Below are 24,677 nucleotides of genomic sequence, written 5' to 3' on the forward strand. Positions count from 1 at the left end.
CTATGTGCGTGCCGTCCGGGCGCGCGTGCGGGAGCGGTGTGAGCTTGTCCGGGTCAGGTCGGCTCGTCGAAAAGGTTGAGCATGCCCTTGGCGTAGCGGTCGGCGTCGATGATCCGCAGCGGCTCGAGTTCGGGGGTACGGCGCAGCCGGAAACCGCGGCAGCGCGGCGCCGACGAGCCCGCCACCTCGAGCAGCGCGTTCACCGCGGCCCGGGCCGACTCGTTGGCGCCCTCCATGGTCGCCAGGTCCACATCGGTACGCACGTAATCACCGGCGAGGAAGAGATTCTCGATCGACCCGTGCGGCTCGGGGCGGGCATCCCACGAGCCGGCGGTATTGATGAGCAACGGGTCGGCATTCGCGTTCCGACTGCCCTGCCAGGTGATTCCCGGATCGAGAAACCAGGAATGCACGTCGGCCGGGCGGAGCAATTGTTCACGATCGTTGAGATGGCTGCTCAACTGTGCCCAGACTTCGCGGAAGATCTCCTCGTGGGTGCACGCGGTGGCGGGTTTGCCGTACAGCATTCCCGGCGAATTCCAGTCGGAGATATCGATCGAAAGGCAATCGGCCACCGTACCGTCGCCGAAGGACGGGAGTTTATCGGTCCACAGCTGATTCTGGCTGATCGAGGTGAGCGACCACGGCGAATCGACATAGGCCGTGTGCCCGCGCGAAATATGCAGGGGCGCACGGAAATAGATCTGTATTCCGTTCATCCAATCGACGAAGAGCCGCTGCGTCGCGGCGAGTTCCGGCGCCACGGCGAGCACCTGCGACGACCACAGTTTTCTCGCGTGTTCCACCGGCAGCGCCACCACGAAATAGTCGGCGTCGACGGTGCGCGCGCCCGTGGCGTCGGTGATCCGGGCCGCCCGGATTCGCCGGTCGCGCACCTCGAGTTCGCTCACCCGGGCGCCGAGTTCGAAACGCACGCCCAGCTCACGCAGGTGCCGCACCCACGGATCGATCCAGGCGGCGTTGGTCGTGTTGTTGAGCACGCGGTCGAGGCCGCCGTCGTTGCCGAGGCCGAGCGGGTTGCCGAGGAACTGTTCGCCCATGCTGCCGATGGTGCGAGTGCTGGCCAGATTCTCCTTGGCGGCGACCATGATGGATGTCAGGGACCGGGACACGACCGCGCGGAACTCGTGCGAACGCTCGTGCCCGTGCACGAAGTCGTACCAGGAGGTGTGCTCCCACTGGCCGAAGCGGCGGGCATCGCAGCTGGTGTTGAACACCATCAGCCTGTTGGCGAAGAACAGGCCCTCCGCCGCCGGCATCTTGGCGGTCGTGGTGATGGTGCCGGCCAGGGTTTCGCGGATCGACTCCGGCGTCGCCTGCGTGGCGGTGATGCTGTCGGGCAGCGCGAGCGTGATGTCGTCGCTGTCGCGGCGGGAGAACCTGGCCTCCGGCACGGCGATGAGGTTGTTCCACACGCCGTCGGGATTGCCGGGATGCGGAATTCGGCGCATCGTGTCGGGCAGGTTCTGATAAAAGCCGGGGAAGAAACGGAACCCGTGCTCGCCGGGCAGATCGGGCCTGCCGTCGCGGCCGGTACCCGGCACCCCCACGCTGCGTGCCTTGCCGCCCAGCGCGCGCGCCTCGTACACGGTGACCTCGAACCCGCGCTCGGCCAATTCGTGCGCGGCCGTGAGCCCGGCGACACCGCCGCCGAGCACGGCCACCCGGCGCCCCGGTGGCGCGGCGAATCCCGGCGCTCCCGCTACGGCCCCCGCCGATATCACCCCCGCTGCGACCGTGCCACGAAGAAGGTTCCTTCGCGAAACGGACCACCGCTGTTCCGCCATACGCTGTTCAGCTGCCTTGCTCGAGTATTGCCTGGGATTTGCCACCACTCTAGAGCGCGGCGAAGACCTGGCTGTATCGACCTCTGCGTCGTTCGCGAGCTCCAAACCGACCGGTCGCACGGAAACACATCGGGCGACCGGTCACATGCTAGCCAGAGCTCGAGCGGTCGTGGGTTGAATTCGAGTTCAGACTCGGGCCAATGCCGGGGTGGGGGCGGGCGACGGCGCCTTCGGGAGGCCACGGCCGGTGGTTGCCGCGAAGGCGCCCGCGATCACGATCGCCCCGCCGATCAGCGCGGCCACCGACGGCTGTTCATCGAGGACCACCCAGGCCGCGGCGATGCCCACGACCGGCACGAGCAGCGACAACGGCGCCACGGTGCCTGCCGGATAGCGGCTCATCAGATAGGTCCACAGGCCCGACCCGCACACGGTCGCGAGGACGGCGATGTAGGCGACGGCGCCCAGCGCGGGCAAGCCGTCGGCGGAGAACGCGGCGCCGACCGCGCGGAAACCGGTGCCAGGCCCCTCGACAGCCATCGACAGCGCCAGCATCGGCACGACGGGAACCACCGACATCCACAGCGTCAGGTGCAGCGGGTTGTAGCCGGGGGAGTCGGCGCCGGCCTGACGGGCGCCGATATTGCCGAACGCCCAGCCGAGGCCACCCGCCAACGTCAGCAGGACCGGCAGCAGGGTGGCGTTGGCCATGCGGTCCACGCCGATGACGACCATGCCGAATACGGCGACCGCGAGTCCGGCGACCTGCACCGGCCGCAAGCGCTCGCGCAACAGCACCGCGCCCAGCATCACCGTGAACGGCGCCGAGGACTGCAGCACCAGCGAGGCGAGGCCGGTCGGCATGCCGGTGCGCATCGCCGTGAACAGGAACGCGAACTGCAGAATGCCGAAACCGGTGCCGTAGAGCAGCAGCCAGCGGGTACGCACGGCCGGACGCGGAATGAAGATCAGCACGGGGATCGCGATGACGGCGAAGCGCAGCGCGACGAAGAAGAAGGGCGGAAAGTGGTCGAGACCGATGCGGATGGCGAGGAAGTTCAGGCCCCAGAGCACAACGACAGTCAGTCCGAGCAGGCGATCACGGGAGGTCACGCCCTTATCGTGCGGGCGGCTAAAGATCAGCACAATCGAATAAATGTGCAGGGATAACGTAGTTTTACTTCATGTTCTCGATCGAGCGACTGCGGATTCTGCGCGAGCTGGCCGACCGCGGCACGGTCGCCGCCGTCGCCGAGGTGCTGTCGATGACGCCGTCGGCGGTCTCGCAGCAGTTGAAGGTACTGGCCAGAGAGGCCGGGGTCGCACTGCTCGAACCGGACGGACGCCGGGTGCGGCTCACCGACGCGGGGCAGGCGCTGGTGCTACGCGCCGACGATGTGCTCGCCGCGATGGACCGGGCCACCGCCGAGATGGCCCACTATCGGGGCTCACCGCGCGGACAGGTGCGGGTGGCGTCGTTCCCGTCCGGTGCGGCACTGCTGCTGCCACTCGTGCTCGCCACGCTGGCCGCCGGCGGGGTCGAACTGGTCGCGGGCGACGAGGACCTCCCGCCGAGTGAGGCGTCGAAACTGCTGGCCGACTACGACATCGTGCTCACCCATCGCGACGAACGCGCGCCGTCGCTGGCCGGGCCGAGATTGTCGGCGCGGGTGCTGATGCGTGAGCCGATCGATGTCGTTGTCGCACCGGATCATCCGCTGGCCGGGCGTTCGTCGGTGCGCCCGGAGGAACTCGCCGAGGAGACCTGGGTGAGCGTGCGCGGCGGGTTTCCGGTCGACGATGTGCTCGAGTCCATCGCCACCGTCACCGGAGTGCGGCCACGGATCGCGCAGCGGCTCAACGAGTTCCGGGTGATCGAAACGCTCGTGGTCTCCGGCTACGGTGTCGCGCTGATGCCGCGCTACGCCGTCGCGCACCCCGACCTGTCGGTGCTCCCGCTGGCCGGGGTCCGCGCGGCCCGGGTCTACGAGATCATCACCCGCCCGCAGGCGCACCGCAGCCCCGCGATCGCGACGGTGCTCGACGCGTTCGAGGCCGCGGCGCGCGAGGTGACCGCGCGCTGACGGTGCTACCTCAGAACTGACCCGGCTGGTACTGCTGACCCGGGTAGGGCTGGCCGGGCTGATACGGCTGCTGCTGGTGTGTTTGCTGGTGTGGTTGCTGACCGTGGTAGCTGAAGTCGTCGGCGACCATCGCGGCCAGTTCGAGCAGGGCCCGCCTGGTCGGCTTGCTGACCAGCTCGAGGTCGATCTCGGCGCCCTCGGCCAGGTGATCGTCGAACGGGACGATCTGTACGGCGCGGGTGCGGTCGAGGAACAGCTTGCGCAGCTGATCCAGGTCGACCGTGGAAGCGCCACGGCGAGAGGCGTTCACGACGACGACGGTGCGTTCGACCAGCTTGGAGTAGCCGTGGTGGTCGAGCCAGTCCAGCGTCGCCGACGCGCTGCGCGCACCGTCGATCGCGGGGGAGGTGACCAGCACCAGCGAGCTGGCCATATCCAGTACGCCCGACATCGCCGAGTGCATCAGACCGGTGCCGCAGTCGGTGAGGATGATGTTGTAGAACGACTGCAGGATGCCGATGGCCTTGCGGTAGTCGGCCTCGCTGAAGGCCTCCGACACGGCCGGATCCTGTTCGGAGGCAAGCACTTCCAGCCGGCTCGGGGCCTGCGAGGTGTGTGCGCGGACATCCGAGTAGCGGGTGATCTGCTGGTCTTCGAGCAGGTTGCGCACCGTGGAACGGGTCTGGCGCGGTACCCGGTGGGCGAGCGTGCCCAGGTCGGGGTTGGCGTCGATGGCGATGACGCGGTCACCACGCTGAGACGCGAAGGTGGAGCCGAGACCGACTGTGGTGGTGGTCTTGCCGACGCCGCCCTTGAGCGAGAGGATCGCGATCCGGTAATCGCCGCGCACGGGCTGGTTGACCCGCTCGCCGAGATCGCGGTAGACGACATCCGCCGCCGACTCACCCGGGTTGATCACACCGCCGGACACCTTGTGCACAGCCTTGCGCCACCCGCTGCGCGGCGACTTCCGCGCGCGCTTGAGCAGGTTCAGATCGTTGACCGAATGTCCGGGCTGGCCCGGTGCCTGCATGTGCTGCGGCTGGAACGGCTGCTGCTGCTGGGGGGCAGGGCCGCCTCCCCACTGCTGACCGGGCGGGGGACCCGGCTGGCCGAGCTGGCCGGGAAACTGCCCCTGCTGGCCGGGGAACTGTCCCTGATCGGGCTGCTGGCCGGGGAACTGCCCGTGCTGTTCCGGCTGCTGACCGGGCGGCATCCCACCCTGCATCGGCTGCTGGTACATCGGCGGCGGCGGAGGCGCCCAGCTGTAGATGGGCTCGGACTGCGGGCCCTGCTCCTGGGCGGGGAACTGCTGCTGCTGTTCGGGACCGGGGTACGGCTGGCCCTCGGCGCCGGGGTACTGCGGCGGCACGCCGGGCTGCGGCTGCTCGCCCGTCGCGTGCGGACCGGGGTAGGGCTGTTCAGCGCCCGGCTGACCGGGCAGCCACGGCTGCTCGCCCGGCTGACCCGGCCACGGCTGCTGCTCGGGGCCGTTGATCGGCGGCTGGCCGCCATTGTTCTGGTACGGATCCGGCACCGAGTACGGAGCACCCTGCGCGAACTGGCCCTGCGGTGCGAAACCGGCGGGCTGGTACACGGTCTGGTCGGCGAGGCCGGCCGGGCCGGGCTCGGCGACGGGCTGCTCACCGGTCGACGGATCGACGGCTTCACCGGTCGGCTCGGCGGCGGTATCGGTGGGCTCGATGTCGTCCTCGGTCGCGGTCTGCACACCGGAGGGACCGGACGCAGCTTCGGACGCGTCAGCCGACGGACTCTGCAGCCACGGCGGCGAGGTCGGATTATGGTCGTTGTTGGTCACAGTTCCCCCACTTGCTCGCTGAACGAGCAGGAAAGCTCGGCGCTGAATATGCCCTAAAACGCTAACACGGGGCCAAATTTCGCGCGCCGGTGGCAGCTGCGACGCATATGCGGATGAGAATCGAATGCGCCCAGCTCAACCGGCATATCCGGCGCGAAGCCGACCAGCCGGCCCGCGGTTATCCACAGGATTGCAAAACTATCCACAGGTCAGCACGATGGCCGGGACCGAGGTCCCGGCCACCATGGAGCAACCTATTGCGCGGCGCGGTTCACGGCCGAGACGACCGCGCGCAGCGAAGCGGTGGTGATCGAGGTGGCGATGCCTACGCCCCAGACGACCTTGTCGCCGATGGCCACCTCGACGTAGGCCGCGGCCTGCGCGTCGTCGCCGGCGGACATGGCGTGCTCGCTGTAGTCGAGAACGCGGACGTCGAAACCGACGGTCGCGATCGCGTCGACGAACGCCGCCAGCGGGCCGTTGCCGGAACCGCTGATCTCCTGCTCGACGCCCTCGACCTTCACGGTCGCGACGATCGAGTCGACGCCGCCGTCGGTCTCGGCCGCGGTGACCTTCTGCTTGATCCGCTCCAGCGGCAGGATCGGGTTCAGGTACTCGGTGGCGAAGACGTCCCACATCTCCTTGGGCGTCACCTCGCCGCCCTCACCGTCGGTGATCGCCTGGATCGCCTGCGAGAACTCGATCTGCAGGCGACGCGGCAGCACCAGGCCGTGATCGGTCTTCATGATGTAGGCGACGCCGCCCTTGCCCGACTGCGAGTTCACCCGGATGACGGCCTCGTACGTGCGGCCGACGTCCTTGGGGTCGATCGGCAGGTACGGGACCTCCCAGACGATGTCGGCCACATCGGCGCCCTGCGCGTCGGCGGTGGCCTTCATCGCGTCGAGGCCCTTGTTGATCGCGTCCTGGTGGCTGCCGGAGAAGGCGGTGTAGACCAGGTCGCCGCCGTAGGGGTGACGCTCGGCCACGGCCAGCTGGTTGCAGTACTCCACCGTGCGACGGACCTCGTCGATGTCGGAGAAGTTGATCTGCGGGTCGATGCCGCGCGAGAACATGTTCATGCCCAGGGTGACCAGGCAGACGTTGCCGGTGCGCTCGCCGTTGCCGAACAGGCAGCCCTCGATGCGGTCGGCGCCGGCCTGGTAGCCCAGCTCGGCGGCCGCGACGGCGGTGCCACGGTCGTTGTGCGGGTGCAGCGACAGCACGATCGAGTCGCGGCGGGCCAGATTGCGGTGCATCCACTCGATCGAGTCGGCGTACACGTTCGGCGTGGCCATCTCGACGGTCGCGGGCAGGTTGATGATCAGCGGCTTGGCCGGGGTCGGCGCGATGATCTCGGAGACCGCGTCGCAGACCTCGCGGGCGTAGTCGAGCTCGGTGCCGGTGTAGGACTCCGGGCTGTACTCGTAACGCCACTCGGTGTCGGGGTAGCGCTTCTCGATCTCCAGGCACAGCGACGCCGCATCGGTGGCGATCTTCTTCACCGCGTCGCGCTCGGCGCGGAAGACCACGCGGCGCTGCAGGATCGAGGTGGAGTTGTAGAAGTGCACAATCACGTTCGGTGCGCCCGCGCAGGCCTGGAAGGTGCGCTCGATCAGCTCCTGGCGGCACTGGGTGAGCACCTGGATCGTGACGTCGGCGGGGACCGCGCCGTCTTCGATGATCTCGCGGACGAAATCGAAGTCGGTCTGGCTCGCGGCCGGGAAACCGACCTCGATCTCCTTGTAGCCCATCCGGACCAGCAGGTCGAACATGCGGCGCTTGCGGGCCGGGCTCATCGGGTCGATCAGGGCCTGGTTGCCGTCGCGCAGGTCGACGGCGCACCACGCGGGGGCGCGATCGATGATCTTGTCCGGCCAGGTGCGGTCGGGCACCGTGATCGGCTCGACCTCTTCGGCGAAGGGTCGATACCGGAACGACGGCATCGAGGAGTTCTTCTGGGTGTTCCAGGTGGGCTGGTCGGCCGGTGCGGGTTTGCCGGGGGCCGAAATGGTGCGCGAAGCGGATACGAATGCGTCAGCCGAGGACATGCAAGTTTCTCCGTGGGTGTGATGGATTCCCTGAATGGGAGCGGGTCGACCGGCGCGTTGGAACCCCGCGACGGGAGCCGGTCCGTATCAGGACCCGTCGCGGCGGCCGAGAAGAAGAGCCCGCTGCAGCATGATCCTCCGAGCTTACCGCGTGCCCACCCCTGCTTGTAAGCGGCCTGGAGAATCGACCTCACCGATTTCGCTCACCAGTTGACCAGTACGGTTTCCCCCATAACGCACGCTTGTACGGACCTTCGCGTCCGACGAGACGTACCAAAGGAATTCGAATGACTTGGTTACAACAGGTGGCCATCTTCGCCGCGGGTATCGCGGCGGGTGGCATCAATACGATCGTCGGATCGGGCACGCTGATCACCTTTCCCACGCTGCTGGCGTTCGGGTTGCCGCCGGTGACAGCGAATGTGTCGAACACGATCGGTCTCGTCCCCGGCTCGGTGAGCGGGGTCATCGGCTATCGGCGGGAACTGCAAGGACAGCGGTCCCGACTGCTACAGCTGGGCACCGCGTCGCTACTCGGCGGCATCACCGGCGCGATCCTGCTGCTGACGATGCCCGCGGCGGCGTTCAAGGCGATCGTCCCCGTCCTCATCATCGTGGCGTTGATCCTCGTCGTCGTGCAGCCGCGACTGGCCGCATGGGTGAAGAAGCGCCGGGCGGACGGTGCGTCGGCGACGCCGGAACACGGCGGGCCGATTCTGCTGGTCGCGGTCTTCGCCACCGGCATCTACGGCGGCTACTTCGGGGCCGCCCAGGGCGTGCTGCTGATCGGTCTGCTCGGGGTGTTCGTGCACGAGGACATCCAGCGGCTCAACGGCGTGAAGAACGTGCTCGCCCTGATCGTCAACGGGGTGTCGGCGGTGATCTTCATCGCGATCGCCGAGGTGAACTGGCAGGTGGTCGCGTTGATCGCGATCGGCTCGATCATCGGCGGGCAGCTCGGCGCGAAGGTCGGGCGGAAGTTGTCGCCGAATGTGCTCAGAGGGGTGATCGTGGTGGTCGGCACCATCGCGGTGATCCGCCTGCTCACCAGCTGAGGTCCCGGTAGCCTCACGCGCTCGTCGTGACTTGTGACAAATGTGGTCGCCACCGGGCGATCCTTCATGTTGCGGGGTATTCTTCGCGTCGGCCATGCGTGATGAGGGAGGTGGCCTGGTGCACAGACGTGCCTTTTTCAAGGCGGCGGGACTGGCGGCTGTTGCCGGTGCCGTGGGAACGACGCTGGCGAGCGCGCCCGCTTCGGCGGATCCGCGGGAGGCGATGTTCCAGTCCTGGGTACCGGAGATCTTCGCCCCGATCCCGGACGCACCGGCGCATACGCAAGCCATCGTCATCGGATCCGGCTTCGGCGCCGCCGTCACCGCGCTGCGCCTGGCCGAGGCCGGGATCACCAATACGGTGCTCGAGCGCGGTTCGCACTGGCCCAACGACCCGTGGCGCGAGATCTTCACCGGCGACGATCTGCCCGACGGCCGCGGGTTCTGGCATCGCACCAGCTTCACCGGCGTCACCAAGGTGCCGATGAGTTTCAGCGCGTTCGGCGGGGTGCTGGATGTGACCGAGTATTCCGGTATCGATGTGTGGCGGGCAGCCGCTGTCGGTGGCGGATCGGTGATCTTCACCGGGGCGATGGTGGCGCCGGAACGCAGGCTGTTCGACCACGTCTTCGGTGGTGTGGTCGATTACGGCGAGCTCGAAAGCGTCTACTACCCGCGGGTGCGCCAGATGCTGCGGCTCGACCAGATGCCCGCCGACATCTACAACTCCTCGCCGTTCGCGCACTCGCGCGCCTGGGACGACCAGGTGCGTGCCGCCGGTTACCAGCCGCTGCCCAACGATTCGATCTTCACCTGGAACGTGCTGCGCAGCGAGCTCGCGGGAAGCTCGCGTGCCTCGGCTACCTCGGCCCGCTCCAATCTCGGCAACTCCAACGGCGCGAAGTTCGACCTCAACCAGAACTACCTGCGCTACGCCCGCGAGACCGGTAGGTCCCAGGTGTTCCCCGGCCACCGTGTCGACGCCATCGCCCAGGAGGCGAGCGGCAGGTTCGTCGTCGCCGTGTCGAAGCTCGCGCCGAGCGGCCAGGTGCTGAGCACCCGCAACCTGACCTGCGACAAGCTGTTCCTCGGCGCCGGTTCGATCGGCACCTCGGAGCTGCTGGTCCGCGCCCAGGCCACCGGTACGCTGCCCAACCTCAACGAACACATCGGCGACGGCTTCGGCACCAACGGTGACGTGGTGCTGGCCCGCGGCGCGAGCGCCGTCGCGGGCCAGGGCCAAGGTGTGCCGAGCGCCAGCCGGATCCACGACGAATCCAACGTGCCGCTCACCCTGGAGAACTGGTACATCCCCGGCATCCCGTTCGAGACCGGTGCGCTGGCCTCGCTCGGCATGGTCCTCGATCCGACCCGCGCTCGCTTCGGCTATCACGCCGCCACGGGCGGCGTCGGCCTGAACTGGTCGGCGGCCACGCAGCACGCGGTCGCCGCGGCGGCTCGCGTGGTCGACCACCGGATCGCCGACCGCGCGGGCGCGGTCGCCGAATACGGCGCGCTCGGTTACGACGCCAACGCCCAGTTCACCGCGCACCCGCTCGGCGGCGCGGTCCTCGGCAAGGCCACCGACGCCTTCGGTCGCGTCCACGGCCACCCCGGTCTCTACGTGATGGACGGTGCCGCGATTCCGGGCAGCACCGCGACGGTCAACCCGTCTCTGACCATCACCGCGTTGGCGGAACGCAATATCGAGGCCGTCCTGCGCGGCTGAACACGCCACCGACCGGCGTCGGTAACTCCCCTCGCGGCGTCGGTCGACCAATTAGCGTGGGCAGCGATGTCAAGGCCGACCTACGCGGCGCCGACCGCCAGATATTCAGGAGCAACAGTGGCTTCACCGGGGATCGAACGGGTCGAGGCCCTGCCGGACGTGCGCTCGAAAACGCCGACCTTGCGTACCGACATCCTCATGCTGATCCTCGCGATCATCTCGGTGGTGCTGGTCGTGTGGATCACCTTCTTCGACGTCAGCGGCCCGACCTACCACGCGATCGTCATCGTCGACACGTCGATCTGCGCGATCTTCCTCGTCGAGTTCGTCTGGCGCTGGCGGCGGGCGGGCTGGCCGTGGTCGTTCCCGTTCATCTACTGGTACGAAGTCCTCGGCATGATCCCGGTGACCAGTCCGCTGTTCCGCGGGTTCCGGCTCCTCCGGATCGTGGTGATCTTGATCCGGCTCGGCCGGGTGGCCGACCGGGCGCTGGGGGAGCGGGTCACCGCGACGATCGTCAACCGGTTCGTCGGCACGATCGTCGATGTGATCAAGCGTCCGATGACGATCGCGATCCTCGACGAGGTCTCCAAGGTCCTGCGCGCGGGCCATTACACCCAGAACATCGCCGCCGCGCTGGAGGAGAACCACGCCGAGGTCGACCAGCTGATCATGGACCTGATCAAGAACGACCCGCAGACCGGCAAACTGCGCTACGTCCCGTTCCACGACGACATCATCCGGCTCGTCGCCGACACGGTCTACCGCATGCTGCGTCAGCTGCTCGACGACCCGCGCACCGACGAACTGGTCGCCGACATGTTGCGCGAGAACCTCGACCAGATCAACGACGCCGTGCGTGCCGGGGTGAAGGTGCCGCCCTCACACCGAGGGGCGACGCCCACCGAGCACGGCGTGCGCCACCACCTCGGTCAGATCAAGCGTGCCTGATCCGGTCGCGCGGCTGGGCGAAGCGCAGGGTCTCGAAGATCACCAGCGCTGCCAGCAGCGCGCACAGCACGGCGAGCGAGGCGAGCGCGGGCAGATGCGCGGCGGCCGGGATCAGCGCGAGCAGTAGCGCCGCGGTGACCACGCGCGCGATCGACACCGATTTCGAGGCATAGTATTTCGCCATGACGACGCCGAGGATGAACAGCGCCGGTCCTGCGTAGAGCGCGCCGAGCGGGATGCCGTAGAGCGGGTCGGTCAGCGTGTGGTGCGAGGAGTCGCCGACGTAGTACAGCACCTTCTTCAACCCGAGCGAGAGCGCGATGACGCCGACGATCATCGGGAAATGCCAGTAGGTGTAGCTGTTCTGCGCGATCTTGATCTGCTCGGTGCCCTTGGCATGGGCCAAACTGTGTTCGATCGAGAGCGCGGCGACGTCGAAGTAGAGCCACCACAGCAGGCCCGAGACCGCGAGCCCGAGCATCGAGCCGAGCGCGATCGGCCAGGAGATCGGGAGCCCGGCCACCCCGATCCCGATCGAGACGATCGATTCGCCCAGCGCCACGATGACGATCAGCCCGTAGCGTTCGGCGAAGTGCTTGGCCGAATTGAGCCGCCAGTCGGTGCCCGCGATGAAGGTCCACACCATGTCGCCGACGATGGCGGCGATCCAGAGCAGGATCTGGGTGAGGCCCGTGGTCATCGCCGCGATCACCAGCAGCGTGGTGCCGATGGTGATCGAGCCCAGCGCCCAGCGCAGCAATTGCCCGCGCAGCTGGGAGTCCTCGGCGCTGACCGCCCAGAAGATGCCGACGTGCACCAGCCGCACCACCAGGTAGGCGATGGCGAAGACGAGCGGGCCGAACCAGCCGCCGGACAGATCCTCGAACGCCTCGGGAATGGTGAGCGCGGCGATGAACGCACCGCCCATCGCGACGAACATGCCCACCCGGGCGATGCCCTCATCGGCGCGCACCACATTGCCCAGCCACGAGTAGGCGATCCACAGCCACCACATCAGGGCGAGGACCAGTGTGGCCCGCAGCATGTTCGCGGCCGTCGTCTCGTCGGCGGCCAGGTCGGTGACCATCGTGAAGGCGAAGACGATCACCAGGTCGAAGAACAATTCGAGCTGGGTCACCGAGCTGTCCGCGGTGACCGGACGGAACCGGACCCGTCGATTTCCGATCATGGCGACAATCGTCGCACCCCCGGCCGCGATTCGCGCGCGGCGCCGATTGTTTCGCGGACGGCGCAACTAGCCGACCGCGAAGCCCCCGACCTCTGGATACCGCTCGGCGAAGTCGATGAAGTTCGCGACCGTCTCGTCGTGCAGTTTGCGTAGGCTTCGATTGAACAGGATGCCCGGAATCGGCAGTGGAAGGGAGAGTTCCACGTGGTAGTCGACCTCGGTGCCCTCCGGGGTGTCGACCAGTTCGATCCAGCCGCCGCCCTTGGAACCGCGGCTGCTGTCGACGACCCGCCACTCGGACCGGTACTGCTCCCAGGAGTATTCGAGCACCTGGTCGTCGGAGTTACCCATGAAGTGGGCGGTGGCGAAAACTCGGCGCGGCCTGCCGTCGGCATCGCGCGGGCCTACCCGGACATCACTGAGCGAGGTCGACCACTCCGACATCAGGTCAACGGCCAGTAGTGCGTCCATCACTTGGTCGATCTCGGCGTCAACGGTGAATCGGATGTCGATCTTCGAGCGCATCTGTGTCTATCCTCCGAACCCCCGCAGCTTTCGCGCCCGATTGTGCACAGTCGTACTAGTGATCGTCAACACGTCTATGGTCTGGACAAATGACCGGGTCAGCTGCTTATCACACGCTCGACGGCTGTTTCGATCAGTGCCATGCTCTGCTCCTCGGTGAAGATTCCGGGCAGTGTGAGGTGTTCGACGATGAGCCAGTTGAGCGCCAGGTAGAGCAGTAGTACCGACTCCGCGTCGCCTGGCAAGCCGGATGCCAGATGGTTGCGGACGTTGAAATCGATGTCGGCCCGGACGCGTTCGGTGAGCACCGTGCGCAGTTCTGGACGCCGGGTTGCCTCGAGGCGAAGTTCCAGCAGCGCGAGATAGGCCTTGCGATGCGATTCGATGCGTCCGACCACCTCCTTCATCAGCGTGGTGATGTTCTCGATGTCCTTCGGGCCGTCGCTGACCAGGGCCATCGTCTCCTCGCTCGGCTGCACCACTTCGTAGAAGCGGACGCCGGCCTGGGTGAGCAGCTCGTCGCGATTGGCGAAGTAGTTCGACGCGGTGCCGGCGGGGACGGCCGCCTGTTTGTCCACCGCGCGGAAGGTGAGGCCGCGGGCGCCCTCGTCGGCGAGGACGTCGATGGCTGCGTCGAGCAAGGCCTGTCGTCGTTCGGGGTTGGTACGCACTTGACACCACTCCATCCGTAGTACTATGTTGAAACCACTCCAAACAGAGTACTACATCTGAGGCGGTAACCATGCGAAAGCTTGTCTACTACATCGGCGTCTCCCTCGACGGCTACATCGCGGGCCCCGGCGGTGAGTACGAGTTCTATCCGACGCCGCCGGAATACTCGGACTGGCTCAACGCCGAGTTCCCCGAGGCCATCCCGGTCCACCTCCGCCCGCATTTCGGCATCGACGTCGACACGCCCAACAGGAGCTGGGACACGATGCTCATGGGTCGCGGCACCTACGCGGCGGCGTACGACGCGGGCATCCTCAGCCCGTTCGTCCACATGAAGCAGTACATCTTCTCCTCCTCGTTGGGGCCGGTGGACGCACCCAACGTCGAGATCGTCGACGGTGATCCGGTCGAACTGGTGCGCGAACTCAAGCAGCAGGACGGCCTCGACATCTGGCTGTGCGGCGGCGGGAAGCTCGCGGGTCAGCTCCTCGACGAGATCGACCAGCTGATCGTCAAGAGCTATCCGGTCATCGCCGGCGAGGGCATCCCCGCCTTCACCGGCGTCTTCAAACCGACACTTTTCACTCCGACCCGGCGCAAGGAATTCGACAGCGGCGCGCAGGTCACCTGGTTCGATCGGAGCTGAATCCGGTGGTTATCCACAGGTGACAAGCCTGTGTCGTTTTCCACAGGCAGGGCAGGTAGCAGCAAAACCGGTGGCCCGGGCCCGGTACTCTTGGTCGCTGATACCAACCTGACACTCGATCGTGAAGGACCTGCTGTGGCTCTCGTAGTTCAGAAGTACGGAGGATCCTCGGTGGCTACCGCCGAGCGGATCCGGCGCGTCGCTGAACGGATCGTGGAGACCAAGAAGCAGGGGCACGATGTAGTTGTCGTGTGCTCGGCTATGGGCGACACGACCGATGAGTTGCTCGATCTCGCGGAGCAGGTGGCCCCGTCGCCGCCTGCTCGCGAGATGGACATGCTACTCACCTCGGGCGAGCGCATCTCGAATGCCTTGGTGGCCATGGCTATTCACACGCTCGGCGCCGAGGCCCGCTCGTTCACCGGTTCGCAGGCCGGTGTGATCACCACCGGCGCGCACGGCAACGCCAAGATCATCGACGTGACCCCGGGCCGCCTGCAAGAGGCGCTGGCCGAGGGGCAGATCGTGCTGGTGGCCGGCTTCCAGGGCGTGAGCCAGGACAGCAAGGACGTCACCACGCTGGGCCGCGGCGGCTCCGACACCACCGCCGTCGCGCTGGCCGCGGCGCTGAAAGCCGACGTCTGCGAGATCTACACCGACGTCGACGGCATCTTCTCCGCCGACCCGCGCATCGTCCCCGACGCCCAGAAGCTCGACAACATCTCCTACGAGGAGATGCTCGAGATGGCGGCCTGTGGGTCGAAGGTGCTCATGCTGCGCTGCGTGGAGTACGCGCGCCGCTACAACGTTCCCGTTCATGTTCGGTCGTCCTACACCGACAAGATCGGCACCACTGTTTTCGGATCGATGGAGGACATTCCCGTGGAGCAGGCAATCCTGACCGGCGTCGCACACGACCGCAGCGAGGCCAAGGTGACCGTCGTCGCCCTGCCCGACGAGCCGGGCTACGCGGCCAAGGTGTTCCGCGCGGTGGCCGACGCCGAGATCAACATCGACATGGTGCTGCAGAACATCTCCAAGGTCGACACGGGCAAGACCGACATCACCTTCACCTGCCCCAAGACCGACCTGGTCCGCGCGGTGCAGATGCTCACCGCGCGCCAGGACGAGATCGGCTTCGCCGAGATCCTCTCCGATGATCACATCGGCAAGGTCTCGCTGGTCGGCGCCGGGATGAAGTCGCACCCGGGCGTCACCGCCACCTTCTGTGAGGCGCTGGCCAACGCGGGCGTCAACATCGACCTGATCTCCACCTCGGAGATCAGGATCTCGGTGCTCGTGCGTGACACGGAACTGGATGAGGCGGTGCAGGTGTTGCACAAGGCATTCGATCTCGGCGGCGACGAGGCCGCTGTCGTCCACGGCGGAACGGGGCGTTAAGCAATGGGTGTACGTGTAGGTGTTGTCGGTGCGACCGGTCAGGTCGGCGCCGTCATGCGCAAGCTGCTCGAAGAGCGCAACTTCCCGGCCGACGAGGTGCGGTTCTTCGCGTCCTCGCGTTCGGCGGGCAAGACGCTGCCGTGGCGCGGCGGCGAGATCGTCGTCGAGGACACCGAGACCGCTGATCCGTCGGGTCTCGACATCGCGCTGTTCTCGGCAGGCGCCACCATGTCGCGGGTGCAGGCCCCGCGCTTCGCCGCGGCAGGCGTCACCGTGATCGACAATTCCTCGGCCTGGCGCAAGGACCCCGATGTGCCGCTGGTGGTGTCGGAGGTCAACCCCGAGGCCACCCGCAACCTGCCCAAGGGCATCATCGCGAACCCGAACTGCACCACCATGGCCGCGATGCCGGTGCTCAAGCCCCTGCACGACGTGGCCGGTTTGCAGCGCCTGATCGTGTCGAGCTACCAGGCTGTTTCCGGGTCCGGGCTCGCCGGCGTCGAGGAGCTCGCCTCGCAGATCCGCGCGGTGTCCGCCGACGCGGAGAAGCTGGTGCACGACGGTTCGGACGCTGACTTCCCCGCGCCGAACAACTACGTCGCGCCGATCGCCTTCAATGTGATCCCGCTGGCCGGTGCGCTGGTCGACGACGGTTCCTTCGAGACCGACGAAGACCAGAAGCTGCGCAACGAGAGCCGCAAGATTCTCGGCCTGCCCGACCTGCTGGTGAGCGGCACCTGCGTGCGGGTCCCGGTCTTCACCGGGCACTCGCTGTCGATCAATGCCGAATTCGCCGAACCGATTTCGGTGCAGCAGGCCAAGGAACTGCTGGCCAAGGCATCGGGCGTGCGTCTGGTCGACGTGCCGACCCCGCTGGCCGCCGCGGGCCAGGACGACTCCCTCGTCGGCCGCATCCGCCAGGATCCGGGCGTGCCGAGCGGTCGCGGTCTCGCGCTGTTCATCTCGGGCGACAACCTGCGAAAGGGCGCCGCGCTCAACACGATTCAGATCGCGGAAGTTCTGCTCGAGAACCGCTGATCATCCGTCGACGGCCGGGCCACCTTCGGGTGTGCCCGGCCTTTGTCGTCGTCAGGGCTCGCCGCGGCGGCGAACAGCTAGCGGATACCCGGGGTGCGTGGGTCGTGGCCTACGCAGGCCAGGATGGCGCAGCCCGGCGGGATGCTGGCGAAGGGCGCGGCCAGGGGTTGGTTGAGGCAGTCGAAGACGGTGCAGCCGGGGTAGGCGCCGGGGCCGATGCCGAAAACGGCCAGCAGGATGTTGGCGTCGATGAGTTTGCCCGCGTCGAATTCCAGCGGGGGCTCTACGTACGGTTCGGCGATCGGCACCTGGGTGTCGGTGACGGCGGCGAACAGGCGGCGGAAGAACTCGTGGGGCAGCTCTTCGGCATGGGCGAGGATGCCGCTCGGGCCGTAGGCGGTCTGGTTGCCGAACGGGCCCGTCCACATCACCGTCATGTCCAGGCTCGGCAGGAAGAAGACGTTCTGCAGGCCCAGTCCGGACATGAAAAACGTGTCGGCGGGCAGGAAGTCGGGGGATTCGCTGCAATCGGCGCCCAGCCAGAACAGGTAGCCGTAGCAGTTGTTCGCCTTCGACGGTGTGCGGGCTTTGCGCAGATAATCCGAGGAGATCACCCGGTCGGCGCCCCAGCGGCCGTCGTTCGAGACGAGCAGCCCGATCTTGGCCAGGTCGTTGGGCGGCAGCATGAGATGGGCGTAGCCGTAGGTGTGGCCGGATCGGTCACTGGCCCAGTAGTAGTCGCCGCGCGGGATGCCGAGCGGGTCGAACAACTCGCGCTGCGCGAACTGCTGCAGCGGTTCGCCGACGGCCAGCTCGATCACGTACGACAGCAGGTCGACATTGCGCTGGCTGTAGCTGAACGTGGTGCCGGGGGGATTGGTCAACTGCACCGACAGCGCCTGCACCGCCGAGTGCGGGTCGATCGGGATCACCGCGGTGATGCCCTCGGACAGCACTCCCACCTGCATGCCGGAGGTCTCGGTGAGCAGGTTCTCGACGGTGATCGACCGGTGCGCCGCGTCGCCGAGACCGGGCGGCAGATAGCGGTCGATGGGGGCGGCGATATCGATTTTGCCTTCGTCGGAAGCGATTCCGGCCAGCATCGACACCACCGACTTGGTGACGCTCCAGATGTTCCACGGCGTATTGCCGGTCTCGTCGTTGCGCAGTCCTTCACCGACGAGGCAGTTGTGCCGGAAGATCTGGACGTTGAGCCGGTTGCGGGTGGCCGCGAACTGCAGTGCCGCTTCGAGTTTCGCCGAATCCAGCCCCACCTGTTCGGGTTCGGCGCGCTCCAGGTCGCGACCTGAGGTCACCTCGCAGGTCGTACTCGGCGCGGCGTGGACCGGAACGGCGAATAGCGTCGCCGAGGTCAGCACCGCAGCGATCGTTCCCGCGAAAACGCTCGTGATGTGCCGCATGCGGGCGAGAGTAGCTGGTGCCACGCACCGTAACCCGTATAGCGTGGCCGCCGAAGCCCCTAATCACGGGCATGTTCACTTCCCCGCAATACCGCGAACCCCGTACACCCCCGCGCCGAGCGCGAGCACTGCGAGCCCGGCCAGCACCGACCCGATCGGCAACGCGAACCCGACCACCACACAACCCGCCGCCCCGAGTACCGGAACCCAGCGCTGCGGCCTGCCCTCGACGGCGGTCAGCGTGGCCGCCGACAGATTCGCGATCAGGTAGTACGCGAGCACCGCGAACGACGAGAACCCGATCGCCGCGCGCAGATCCACCGTCGCCGCGAGCACCGCGACCACCACGCCCACCGCGAGCTCGGCCCGATGCGGGACTGCGTATCTCGGATGGATCAGGGCCAGTGCCCGCGGCAGATGCCCGTCGCGCGCCATCGCCAGCGAGGTCCGCGAGACCCCCAGGATCAACGCCATCAGCGAACCCGCCGCCGCCAGCACCGCACCCACCCGAACCACCGGCGCCAGCCATCCCGCGCCCGCCGCCTCGACGACCTGCGCGAGCGGATCACGCGCGGCCGCCAGCCCACCCGACCCCAATGTCAGCAACGCGGCCACCGCCACCAGCGCGTACACCGCCAACGCCACCGCGAGCGCGAGCATGATCGCCCGTGGAATGGTCCGCTCCGGCGCACGCACCTCCTCGCCGAGTGTGGCGATCCGCGCGTACCCGGCGAACGCGAAGAACAACAACCCTGCAGCCTGCAACACCCCGTACGGCCCGATCCCCTTGTCGAGAACCGTTGCCCCCGAATGACTCCCACAGACCCCCACCACGACAACCGCCGCCAGCACAGCCAGCACCACGCCCACGATCACCCGCGAAGCCAGCGCGGACTTCTGCACCCCCACATAGTTGATCCCCGTCACCACCACCACGGCCCCCACCGCCACCGCGTGCGCCTGTTCAGGCCACGCGTAACTCCCCACCGTCAACGCCATCGCCGCACACGACGCCGTCTTCCCGACGACGAAACCCCACCCCGCCAGGTACCCCCAGAACGGCCCCAACCGTTCCCGCCCATACACATACGTCCCCCCGGACACCGGATACAACGCAGCCAACCGCGCCGAAGACATCGCATTGCAATAGGCGATGACCGCGGCCACCCCCAACGCCGCCAACAACCAGGACCCACCCACCCCCGCCGCGGGGCCCAACGCCGCGAACACCCCGGCCCCCACCATCGCCCCCAAACCCACCACCACCGAATCCCCCAACCCCAACCCCCGCCGCAACCGCCCATCCGAAGTCATGGACCCATCCTCGAGCACGTGCGTACGAACCGCGACCCGGATACGGCAAACGCCGCCAGGTCGATGAGGGTGACCTGGCGGCGTTCGAGTCGATGGGCCGCCTCGAGGACGGCCCGTCAGGGGTGCCGACGCCCCACAAGCGCCTCTCGGCGGGTGGTCGCTCGTAGCGACAAAGGGGTGAGGCCCGGGGCTGTTCGGACGTCGACAGTGAGTCCAACCGCGGCTGTCGGTGAACTATTCCGGCGGCTCGATGTGATCCACACAACGGCACGAGGCAGGCACGGCGATACGCGTACCTGCCTCGTCTCATGGGTGGGCGAAGGGCCTGGTTCCGGGCTCTCTCGTGGTGGGGGTCAGGGGGTCAGAAGTTGCTGAACCAGTACAGAAGGCTTGCCAGCAACCAGACGATCGCGGTTTCCATGGTCGATCTCCTTGCGTCGGTACTTCTATCATCGCCGAAAACCCGACTTCGCCGACAAGTTGTTCTTAAGAAGCTCTAGAGACCGACACCGCATTGTTGCTTCAGACACCGGAACAACCGGGTCCGATCGGTCTCGAGGGGTGATCGGTCGGACCCGGCGGTGCAGACCAGAAGGTGGCTCTTCCAGACGCTGAAGACGCACTGCCGACGGTAACCACACCGACGGGCTGGGCCGAAGATGTTCCACGTTGTGTCGGTGAGTACGCGTGCCGGGCCGGTCGATCGAGGGGTGATCGGCCCGGGCGTTTGCGTATGGGACGGATTCGGGTAAGTGTTGAGGGGTGGTCGAAATTGCCGAGCACTCCGACGCGCTCGACCGTGCCGAGGTGCGGCTGCGCGAAGAATTCGCGACGATGTTCGAGCTGGAAACGATCCATCGTTTCCTGCACTCCTCCTACGAGAACTTCGCTACTCGGGCGACGGTGACCCTGTACCTACCGCTGCTCGCCGAGCGGTTCGGGCGCCAGCGGTTGCAGGCGCTGGCCAAGATCGAGGGCAAGGTGGCCCGCCCGCGCCCGACGGTGCTGTTCCTGTGTACGCACAACGCGGGCCGGTCGCAGATGGCGCTCGGATATTTCGAAGAGCTGGCGCTGGGGCGGGCGGTGGCCTGGTCGGGTGGGTCGGTGCCGAGTGGGCAGCTCAATCCGGCCGCGGTGGCGGTGATGGCCGAGGTCGGCGTCGACATCTCGCGCGAGTATCCGAAACCGTGGACCGATGAGATCATCCGCGCCGCCGACGTGATCGTCACGATGGGCTGCGGCGATACCTGTCCGCTGGTGCCGGGGGTGCGCTACGAGGAGTGGATCATCGACGATCCGGCCGGCCTCGATATCGAGCAGGTGCGGCCCATCCGCGACGACATCGGGCATCGCGTGACGGGCCTGCTCGCCGAGCTCGGCATCGAGGTCACCGATCCCGTAGATACGCCACCCAGCTCCCGTACCGCGTGATGTCGGCGGCGGCGACGGCGGCGTCGTAGCTGCACGCGAAGCCGACCACCGCGCGTCCGTCGGCGAGATCGATGCTGGTCAGGGCCATCGGCGGCGGTAGCTCGGCGAGGAATCGGCCCAGGCCCGCGGGGGAGACGAGGAACAGTTCGCCGAGAATCGGTGCGCCTTGTCCGTCGCCGTGGCGGACCAGTCCGGGTTTGGACGGGGTGGTGTCGAGGGCGGTCAGGCGGTAGGCGTCGGTGGTGGTGATCTCGCCTGCGAAGCGGGCGCCGAGTTGTTCGAGTTGCCAGTGCAGGGGTTGGCCGCGCAGGTGGGCGCCGAACACGGCAAGGGGCACACCGGTTTCCACGAGCAGCGGCGCCGGGGTGCCGATGATGCGCGCGGCGAGGTCGACCGCCGGCTGGTCGGCGAAGGCGGGGACCACGACTGTCACGCCGAACGGGAGGCCGTCGGCGGTGGGCTTGCCGGGGATCGCGACGGCGGCGAGGTCGAGGAGGTTGCAGAAGTTCGTGTAGGTGCCGAGGCGGCGGTTGATCGCGAGTGGGTCGGCTTCGACTTCGGCGATCGAGGGGTGTTCGGTGGTGGTGGGGAGCAGCAGGCCGTCGAAGTCGGCGAGCAGCGTTGTCGCGGTGGTGCGGGCCCGTGCCAGGGCGTCCAGGTCTTGTGCGAACGCGTGCGCGTCGAGTTCTTTCGCGGCACTGATTATTCCGGCGACAGTGCTGTCGAGACCCGGCGCGCCCTTGTCGACGAACTCGCCGACCGCCGCGTATCGCTCGGCGACTATCGCACCGTCGTAGAGCAGGCGGGCCGCGTCGAGAAGGGGCGAGATATCGATCTCGGTGAGGCGCAGGCCTTGATCACGCAGGGCTGCCACAGTTTCCGTGAATGCCGTTCGGTAGGCCGGGCTCAGCGGTTCGAGGTCTTCGGACCGGGGGATCGCGATCTCGGGCTCGGTGGATGCCGCGAGGCGGACGTCGGCGGGCCATTCGCGGCTGCGTGGGTCGCGAGAGTCCTTGCCGGCCATCGTCTTCGCGGCGGTGACCGCCAGGTCCAGATCGGCGGCGAAAATGGTGACCGCGTCATAGTCGGCACAGGCGGGGACGACGCCATGGGTGGGGATCACGCCGAGCGTGGCCTTGATGCCCACGATCGCGTGCAGTGCGGCAGGGACGCGTCCCGAGCCCGCCGTGTCGGTGCCGATAGCGAGGTCGGCGATGCCGAGCGCGACAGCCGCCGCGGAGCCGGAACTCGAACCGCCGGAGATCAATTCGGGATGAAGGGCATTGCGCACGGCGCCGTAGGGGCTGCGCGTGCCGACGAGCCCGGTGGCGAACTGGTCGAGGTTGGTCTTGCCGAGCACCAGTGCGCCCGCCGCGACCAGCCGCTGCACCGAGGACGCAGTTTCCGCTGCCTCGTAGGCGAATTCAGGACAGGCGGCGGTGGTGGGCAAGCCGGCCACGTCGACGTTGTCCTTCACCGCGAGGAGCAGGCCCGCCAGCGGCAGCTTCTCGCCCGCGGCGACACGGCGTTCCAGTTCGACGGCTTCGGTCGTCAGCGCCTCGTGGGAGCGCAGCGTGATCCAGACCTCGGGCCGATCCACCTCGGCGATCCGTGCGTAGGCGGCGGCGACCCGCGCGGTCGGGGTGACAGACATAAACGCTCCTCTATTCACTCAGAGACATGGCGGCGACAGCGCGCGAGATCCGCTCGAGCACCACATCCAGCGAATCGCCGATGTGGGTGTGCAAGAGCTGCTGGGCCAGCGTGAGATCACCGACGAGGACGGCGTCGAGAATGCCGAGGTGCTCGCTGATCGTGGTCTCGATGCGGTTGTTGATCATGAAGTCGTACATGCGTACATGCCGGATCCGGGAGTTCACCGCCACCAGGGCGCGCACCATCTCGGCATTGCCCGCCGCGGTCAGCAGGGCGACATGGAATTCCTCGTCGACGACGACGAAACCCGGCTCCTGGGCGGGCGGGTCGGCCTGCAGAGTCAGCCACTTCTGCCGCTCGGCGCGGAGCAGGGCGGTGTCGTGGGTGATCCGCGGGTCCGCCCGCACCCGCGTCATCCCACCCAGTTCCAGGGTCAGCCGCAGCTCGTAGAGATCGCGAATCCGCGCCACGCTCGGCCGCACCGGACTGAACCCGAACTCCTCGCGCTGCAACAGCCCGTCCGAGCACAGCATGGTGAGTGCCTCCCGAACCGGCGTGCGGGAGATTCCGAACCTGGTCGACAGTTTCGGTTCGGTGAGCCGCTCCCCGAACCGGATGTCCCCGTTCATCAACTCCCCCCGCAACGTCGAGTACACGACGTCGCGCAACGGCCTTCCCGAGCCATCGCCCGGTGCATCCACCCTTGTCGACATGGGTGTATACGCTATCGACCGCGAATTTCTATCAAGTGACAGAAAGTAAGCGCCACGTTATCGCTTGCTCACACCGAAACCCTCACCATCCGCAGCCTCGTGAGGGGAGAACTTCTCAACCAACCTCGAACACGCAGGCAACCCCACCCGCCATGGACACGCCCACACTCGAACCACGAGCCCACCGCCGCGCTCCCGCTCCGCTCACCCCGGAAGGGCGACCCCCATGAGCCCCATCATCCTGGCCCTCATCCTCGGCCTGATCTTCCTCACGGCCATCACCATCTGCTGGCCGAACCCCCTCGACCGCGAACCCCCACAGACAAGCGAAGAGCCCCTGACCAGTGAACTGATCAGGGGCTCTTCTGTGTCTCAACCAACACGTCGGGGTGACAGGATTTGAACCTGCGACCTCTTCGTCCCGAACGTTGCTCCGGTGTACTCGGTGAGCTCACCCAGTGCCGTTGAGCTGGCCGTTCATGCGCTCCAGTGTCGTTCTATGAGGAGCTGTATCGGCTGTCCTGCTGCCTTTTTGCTGCCTGGAGTTCGGTTGGCTCACTTAGGAACTCGGGTCGCGACTTCGCTCAGCGTTTGGCAGACTGACGACGACCGCAGTGCAGATAGAAGAGGTTCGGGGGGCTATTTCATGGTGCCGGTAAGGTTCGTTCTAGCAGGCTTCGCGGCAGTGTTTCTCATAATGCCAATTGCGTTTGCCCTGACGAACAACGGGCTTATCGCGTTCGGGGCCGCAGTCGCCTTCGGGTTCTTCGTGGTCCGGCGTTTCGAGCCCTAGCCGCTGACCCGGTGACTTCCCTTCCCCTGCTTCCTCATACTGGCCATCTCTGCGCTGCGGGAAGGGCTAGTCAAGGGTGCCGGTAGGCATCACGGAGTGACGCGAAGCGCCCTTTACTCGTCCGCACCGAAGTCAGATCATCGGGCCATGAGGAGGCTGGGAACTCCGCGCTCAACCTCACCGCGGATTCCGTTCAGCAACCCCACGTGCCGCTCGTCTCCGGGTCCGTCGTTGATCGGGACCGCAGCCAGTCAGCCCGGCCAGTAGCCGGCCTTTTCGTCGACGACTGCGGGAGGTCGATCGGGTACGGCTCCCGTCGCGTCCACACTGCTCGGTTGATGCAAGAAGCGGCCAGATAGAGACAGTCGCCTTCGGTATGCG

19 protein-coding genes are annotated in these 24,677 nt (G+C 67.1%); 8 read left to right on the forward strand and 11 right to left on the reverse strand.

The annotated features are described in order from the left end of the window. Positions 1-53: 53 nt before the first annotated feature. Positions 54-1,808 (reverse strand): FAD-dependent oxidoreductase, encoded by a 1,755-nt coding sequence (locus tag ACFVJ5_RS11180; RefSeq protein ID WP_379219882.1) that lies wholly within the window; start codon positions 1,806-1,808, stop codon positions 54-56. Between the two features lie 186 nt (positions 1,809-1,994). Beyond that, positions 1,995-2,921 (reverse strand): EamA family transporter, encoded by a 927-nt coding sequence (locus tag ACFVJ5_RS11185; protein WP_379219883.1) that lies wholly within the window; start codon positions 2,919-2,921, stop codon positions 1,995-1,997. Between the two features lie 71 nt (positions 2,922-2,992). Between ACFVJ5_RS11185 and ACFVJ5_RS11190 the strand changes: the two genes are divergently transcribed. Then, entirely contained in the window at positions 2,993-3,892 is a 900-nt protein-coding gene (locus ACFVJ5_RS11190; protein ID WP_379219884.1) for a LysR family transcriptional regulator, read from the forward strand. A gap of 10 nt (positions 3,893-3,902) precedes the next feature. Here the strand turns inward: ACFVJ5_RS11190 and ACFVJ5_RS11195 are convergent, their stop codons facing one another. Both ACFVJ5_RS11195 and leuA read right to left on the reverse strand, forming a co-directional pair. Further along, positions 3,903-5,711, reverse strand: a complete 1,809-nt coding sequence (locus ACFVJ5_RS11195; RefSeq protein ID WP_379219885.1) for an AAA family ATPase — start codon at positions 5,709-5,711, stop codon at positions 3,903-3,905. Positions 5,712-5,965: 254 nt separating this feature from the next. Beyond that, positions 5,966-7,762, reverse strand: coding sequence for a 2-isopropylmalate synthase (gene leuA, locus ACFVJ5_RS11200; RefSeq protein ID WP_379219886.1), 1,797 nt, complete (start codon positions 7,760-7,762; stop codon positions 5,966-5,968). A gap of 287 nt (positions 7,763-8,049) precedes the next feature. Here leuA and ACFVJ5_RS11205 point away from each other — a divergent pair, with 287 nt between their 5' ends. The 3 genes from ACFVJ5_RS11205 (at position 8,050) to ACFVJ5_RS11215 (ending at position 11,497) form a co-directional block, all read left to right on the forward strand. Further along, positions 8,050-8,817, forward strand: coding sequence for a sulfite exporter TauE/SafE family protein (locus ACFVJ5_RS11205; protein WP_379219887.1), 768 nt, complete (start codon positions 8,050-8,052; stop codon positions 8,815-8,817). A 118-nt stretch (positions 8,818-8,935) separates the two neighbouring features. After that, on the forward strand, positions 8,936-10,546 hold the full coding sequence (locus tag ACFVJ5_RS11210; RefSeq protein WP_379219888.1) for a GMC oxidoreductase: 1,611 nt from the start codon (positions 8,936-8,938) through the stop codon (positions 10,544-10,546). Between the two features lie 117 nt (positions 10,547-10,663). Then, entirely contained in the window at positions 10,664-11,497 is an 834-nt protein-coding gene (locus ACFVJ5_RS11215) for an ion transporter (protein ID WP_379219889.1), read from the forward strand. Here the strand turns inward: ACFVJ5_RS11215 and ACFVJ5_RS11220 are convergent. From ACFVJ5_RS11220 to ACFVJ5_RS11230, 3 genes are all read right to left on the reverse strand, one after another. Beyond that, entirely contained in the window at positions 11,484-12,686 is a 1,203-nt protein-coding gene (locus ACFVJ5_RS11220) for a low temperature requirement protein A (RefSeq protein ID WP_379219890.1), read from the reverse strand. The two genes, ACFVJ5_RS11215 and ACFVJ5_RS11220, sit on opposite strands and share 14 nt — an antisense overlap. A gap of 66 nt (positions 12,687-12,752) precedes the next feature. Next, positions 12,753-13,211, reverse strand: coding sequence for an SRPBCC family protein (locus ACFVJ5_RS11225; RefSeq protein ID WP_379219891.1), 459 nt, complete (start codon positions 13,209-13,211; stop codon positions 12,753-12,755). A 98-nt stretch (positions 13,212-13,309) separates the two neighbouring features. After that, positions 13,310-13,882 carry a TetR/AcrR family transcriptional regulator gene (locus tag ACFVJ5_RS11230; RefSeq protein WP_379219892.1) on the reverse strand — a complete coding sequence of 191 codons (573 nt, stop codon included), beginning with the start codon at positions 13,880-13,882 and terminating at the stop codon, positions 13,310-13,312. A 71-nt stretch (positions 13,883-13,953) separates the two neighbouring features. On the opposite strand from ACFVJ5_RS11230, the gene ACFVJ5_RS11235 reads away from it, so the two are divergent. The 3 genes from ACFVJ5_RS11235 (at position 13,954) to ACFVJ5_RS11245 (ending at position 16,968) form a co-directional block, all read left to right on the forward strand. Beyond that, the gene (locus ACFVJ5_RS11235; protein WP_379219893.1) at positions 13,954-14,529 is read left to right on the forward strand and encodes a dihydrofolate reductase family protein; all 576 of its coding nucleotides are present in this window, start codon (positions 13,954-13,956) and stop codon (positions 14,527-14,529) included. Between the two features lie 135 nt (positions 14,530-14,664). Next, positions 14,665-15,930, forward strand: a complete 1,266-nt coding sequence (locus ACFVJ5_RS11240; RefSeq protein WP_379219894.1) for an aspartate kinase — start codon at positions 14,665-14,667, stop codon at positions 15,928-15,930. Positions 15,931-15,933: 3 nt separating this feature from the next. Further along, positions 15,934-16,968 carry an aspartate-semialdehyde dehydrogenase gene (locus ACFVJ5_RS11245; protein ID WP_379219895.1) on the forward strand — a complete coding sequence of 345 codons (1,035 nt, stop codon included), beginning with the start codon at positions 15,934-15,936 and terminating at the stop codon, positions 16,966-16,968. Between the two features lie 77 nt (positions 16,969-17,045). Here ACFVJ5_RS11245 and ACFVJ5_RS11250 read toward each other — a convergent pair whose 3' ends face one another. Continuing rightward, complete coding sequence (locus tag ACFVJ5_RS11250; protein ID WP_379219896.1) at positions 17,046-18,389, reverse strand: serine hydrolase domain-containing protein; 1,344 nt, start codon at positions 18,387-18,389, stop codon at positions 17,046-17,048. A 75-nt stretch (positions 18,390-18,464) separates the two neighbouring features. Continuing rightward, positions 18,465-19,703, reverse strand: a complete 1,239-nt coding sequence (locus tag ACFVJ5_RS11255; RefSeq protein ID WP_379219897.1) for an APC family permease — start codon at positions 19,701-19,703, stop codon at positions 18,465-18,467. A 762-nt stretch (positions 19,704-20,465) separates the two neighbouring features. Between ACFVJ5_RS11255 and ACFVJ5_RS11260 the strand changes: the two genes are divergently transcribed. Next, positions 20,466-21,134, forward strand: coding sequence for an arsenate reductase ArsC (locus ACFVJ5_RS11260; protein ID WP_379219898.1), 669 nt, complete (start codon positions 20,466-20,468; stop codon positions 21,132-21,134). Here ACFVJ5_RS11260 and atzF read toward each other — a convergent pair. Continuing rightward, positions 21,091-22,788, reverse strand: a complete 1,698-nt coding sequence (gene atzF / locus ACFVJ5_RS11265; protein ID WP_379219899.1) for an allophanate hydrolase — start codon at positions 22,786-22,788, stop codon at positions 21,091-21,093. The two genes, ACFVJ5_RS11260 and atzF, sit on opposite strands and share 44 nt — an antisense overlap. Positions 22,789-22,798: 10 nt before the next feature. Then, positions 22,799-23,503: a GntR family transcriptional regulator gene (locus ACFVJ5_RS11270; RefSeq protein ID WP_379219900.1), complete on the reverse strand. Its 705-nt coding sequence runs from the start codon at positions 23,501-23,503 to the stop codon at positions 22,799-22,801. Positions 23,504-24,677: the final 1,174 nt, after the last annotated feature.

The organism is Nocardia sp. NPDC127606 (assembly GCF_042671725.1).
In the GTDB taxonomy this organism is placed as follows: Bacteria; Actinomycetota; Actinomycetes; order Mycobacteriales; family Mycobacteriaceae; genus Nocardia.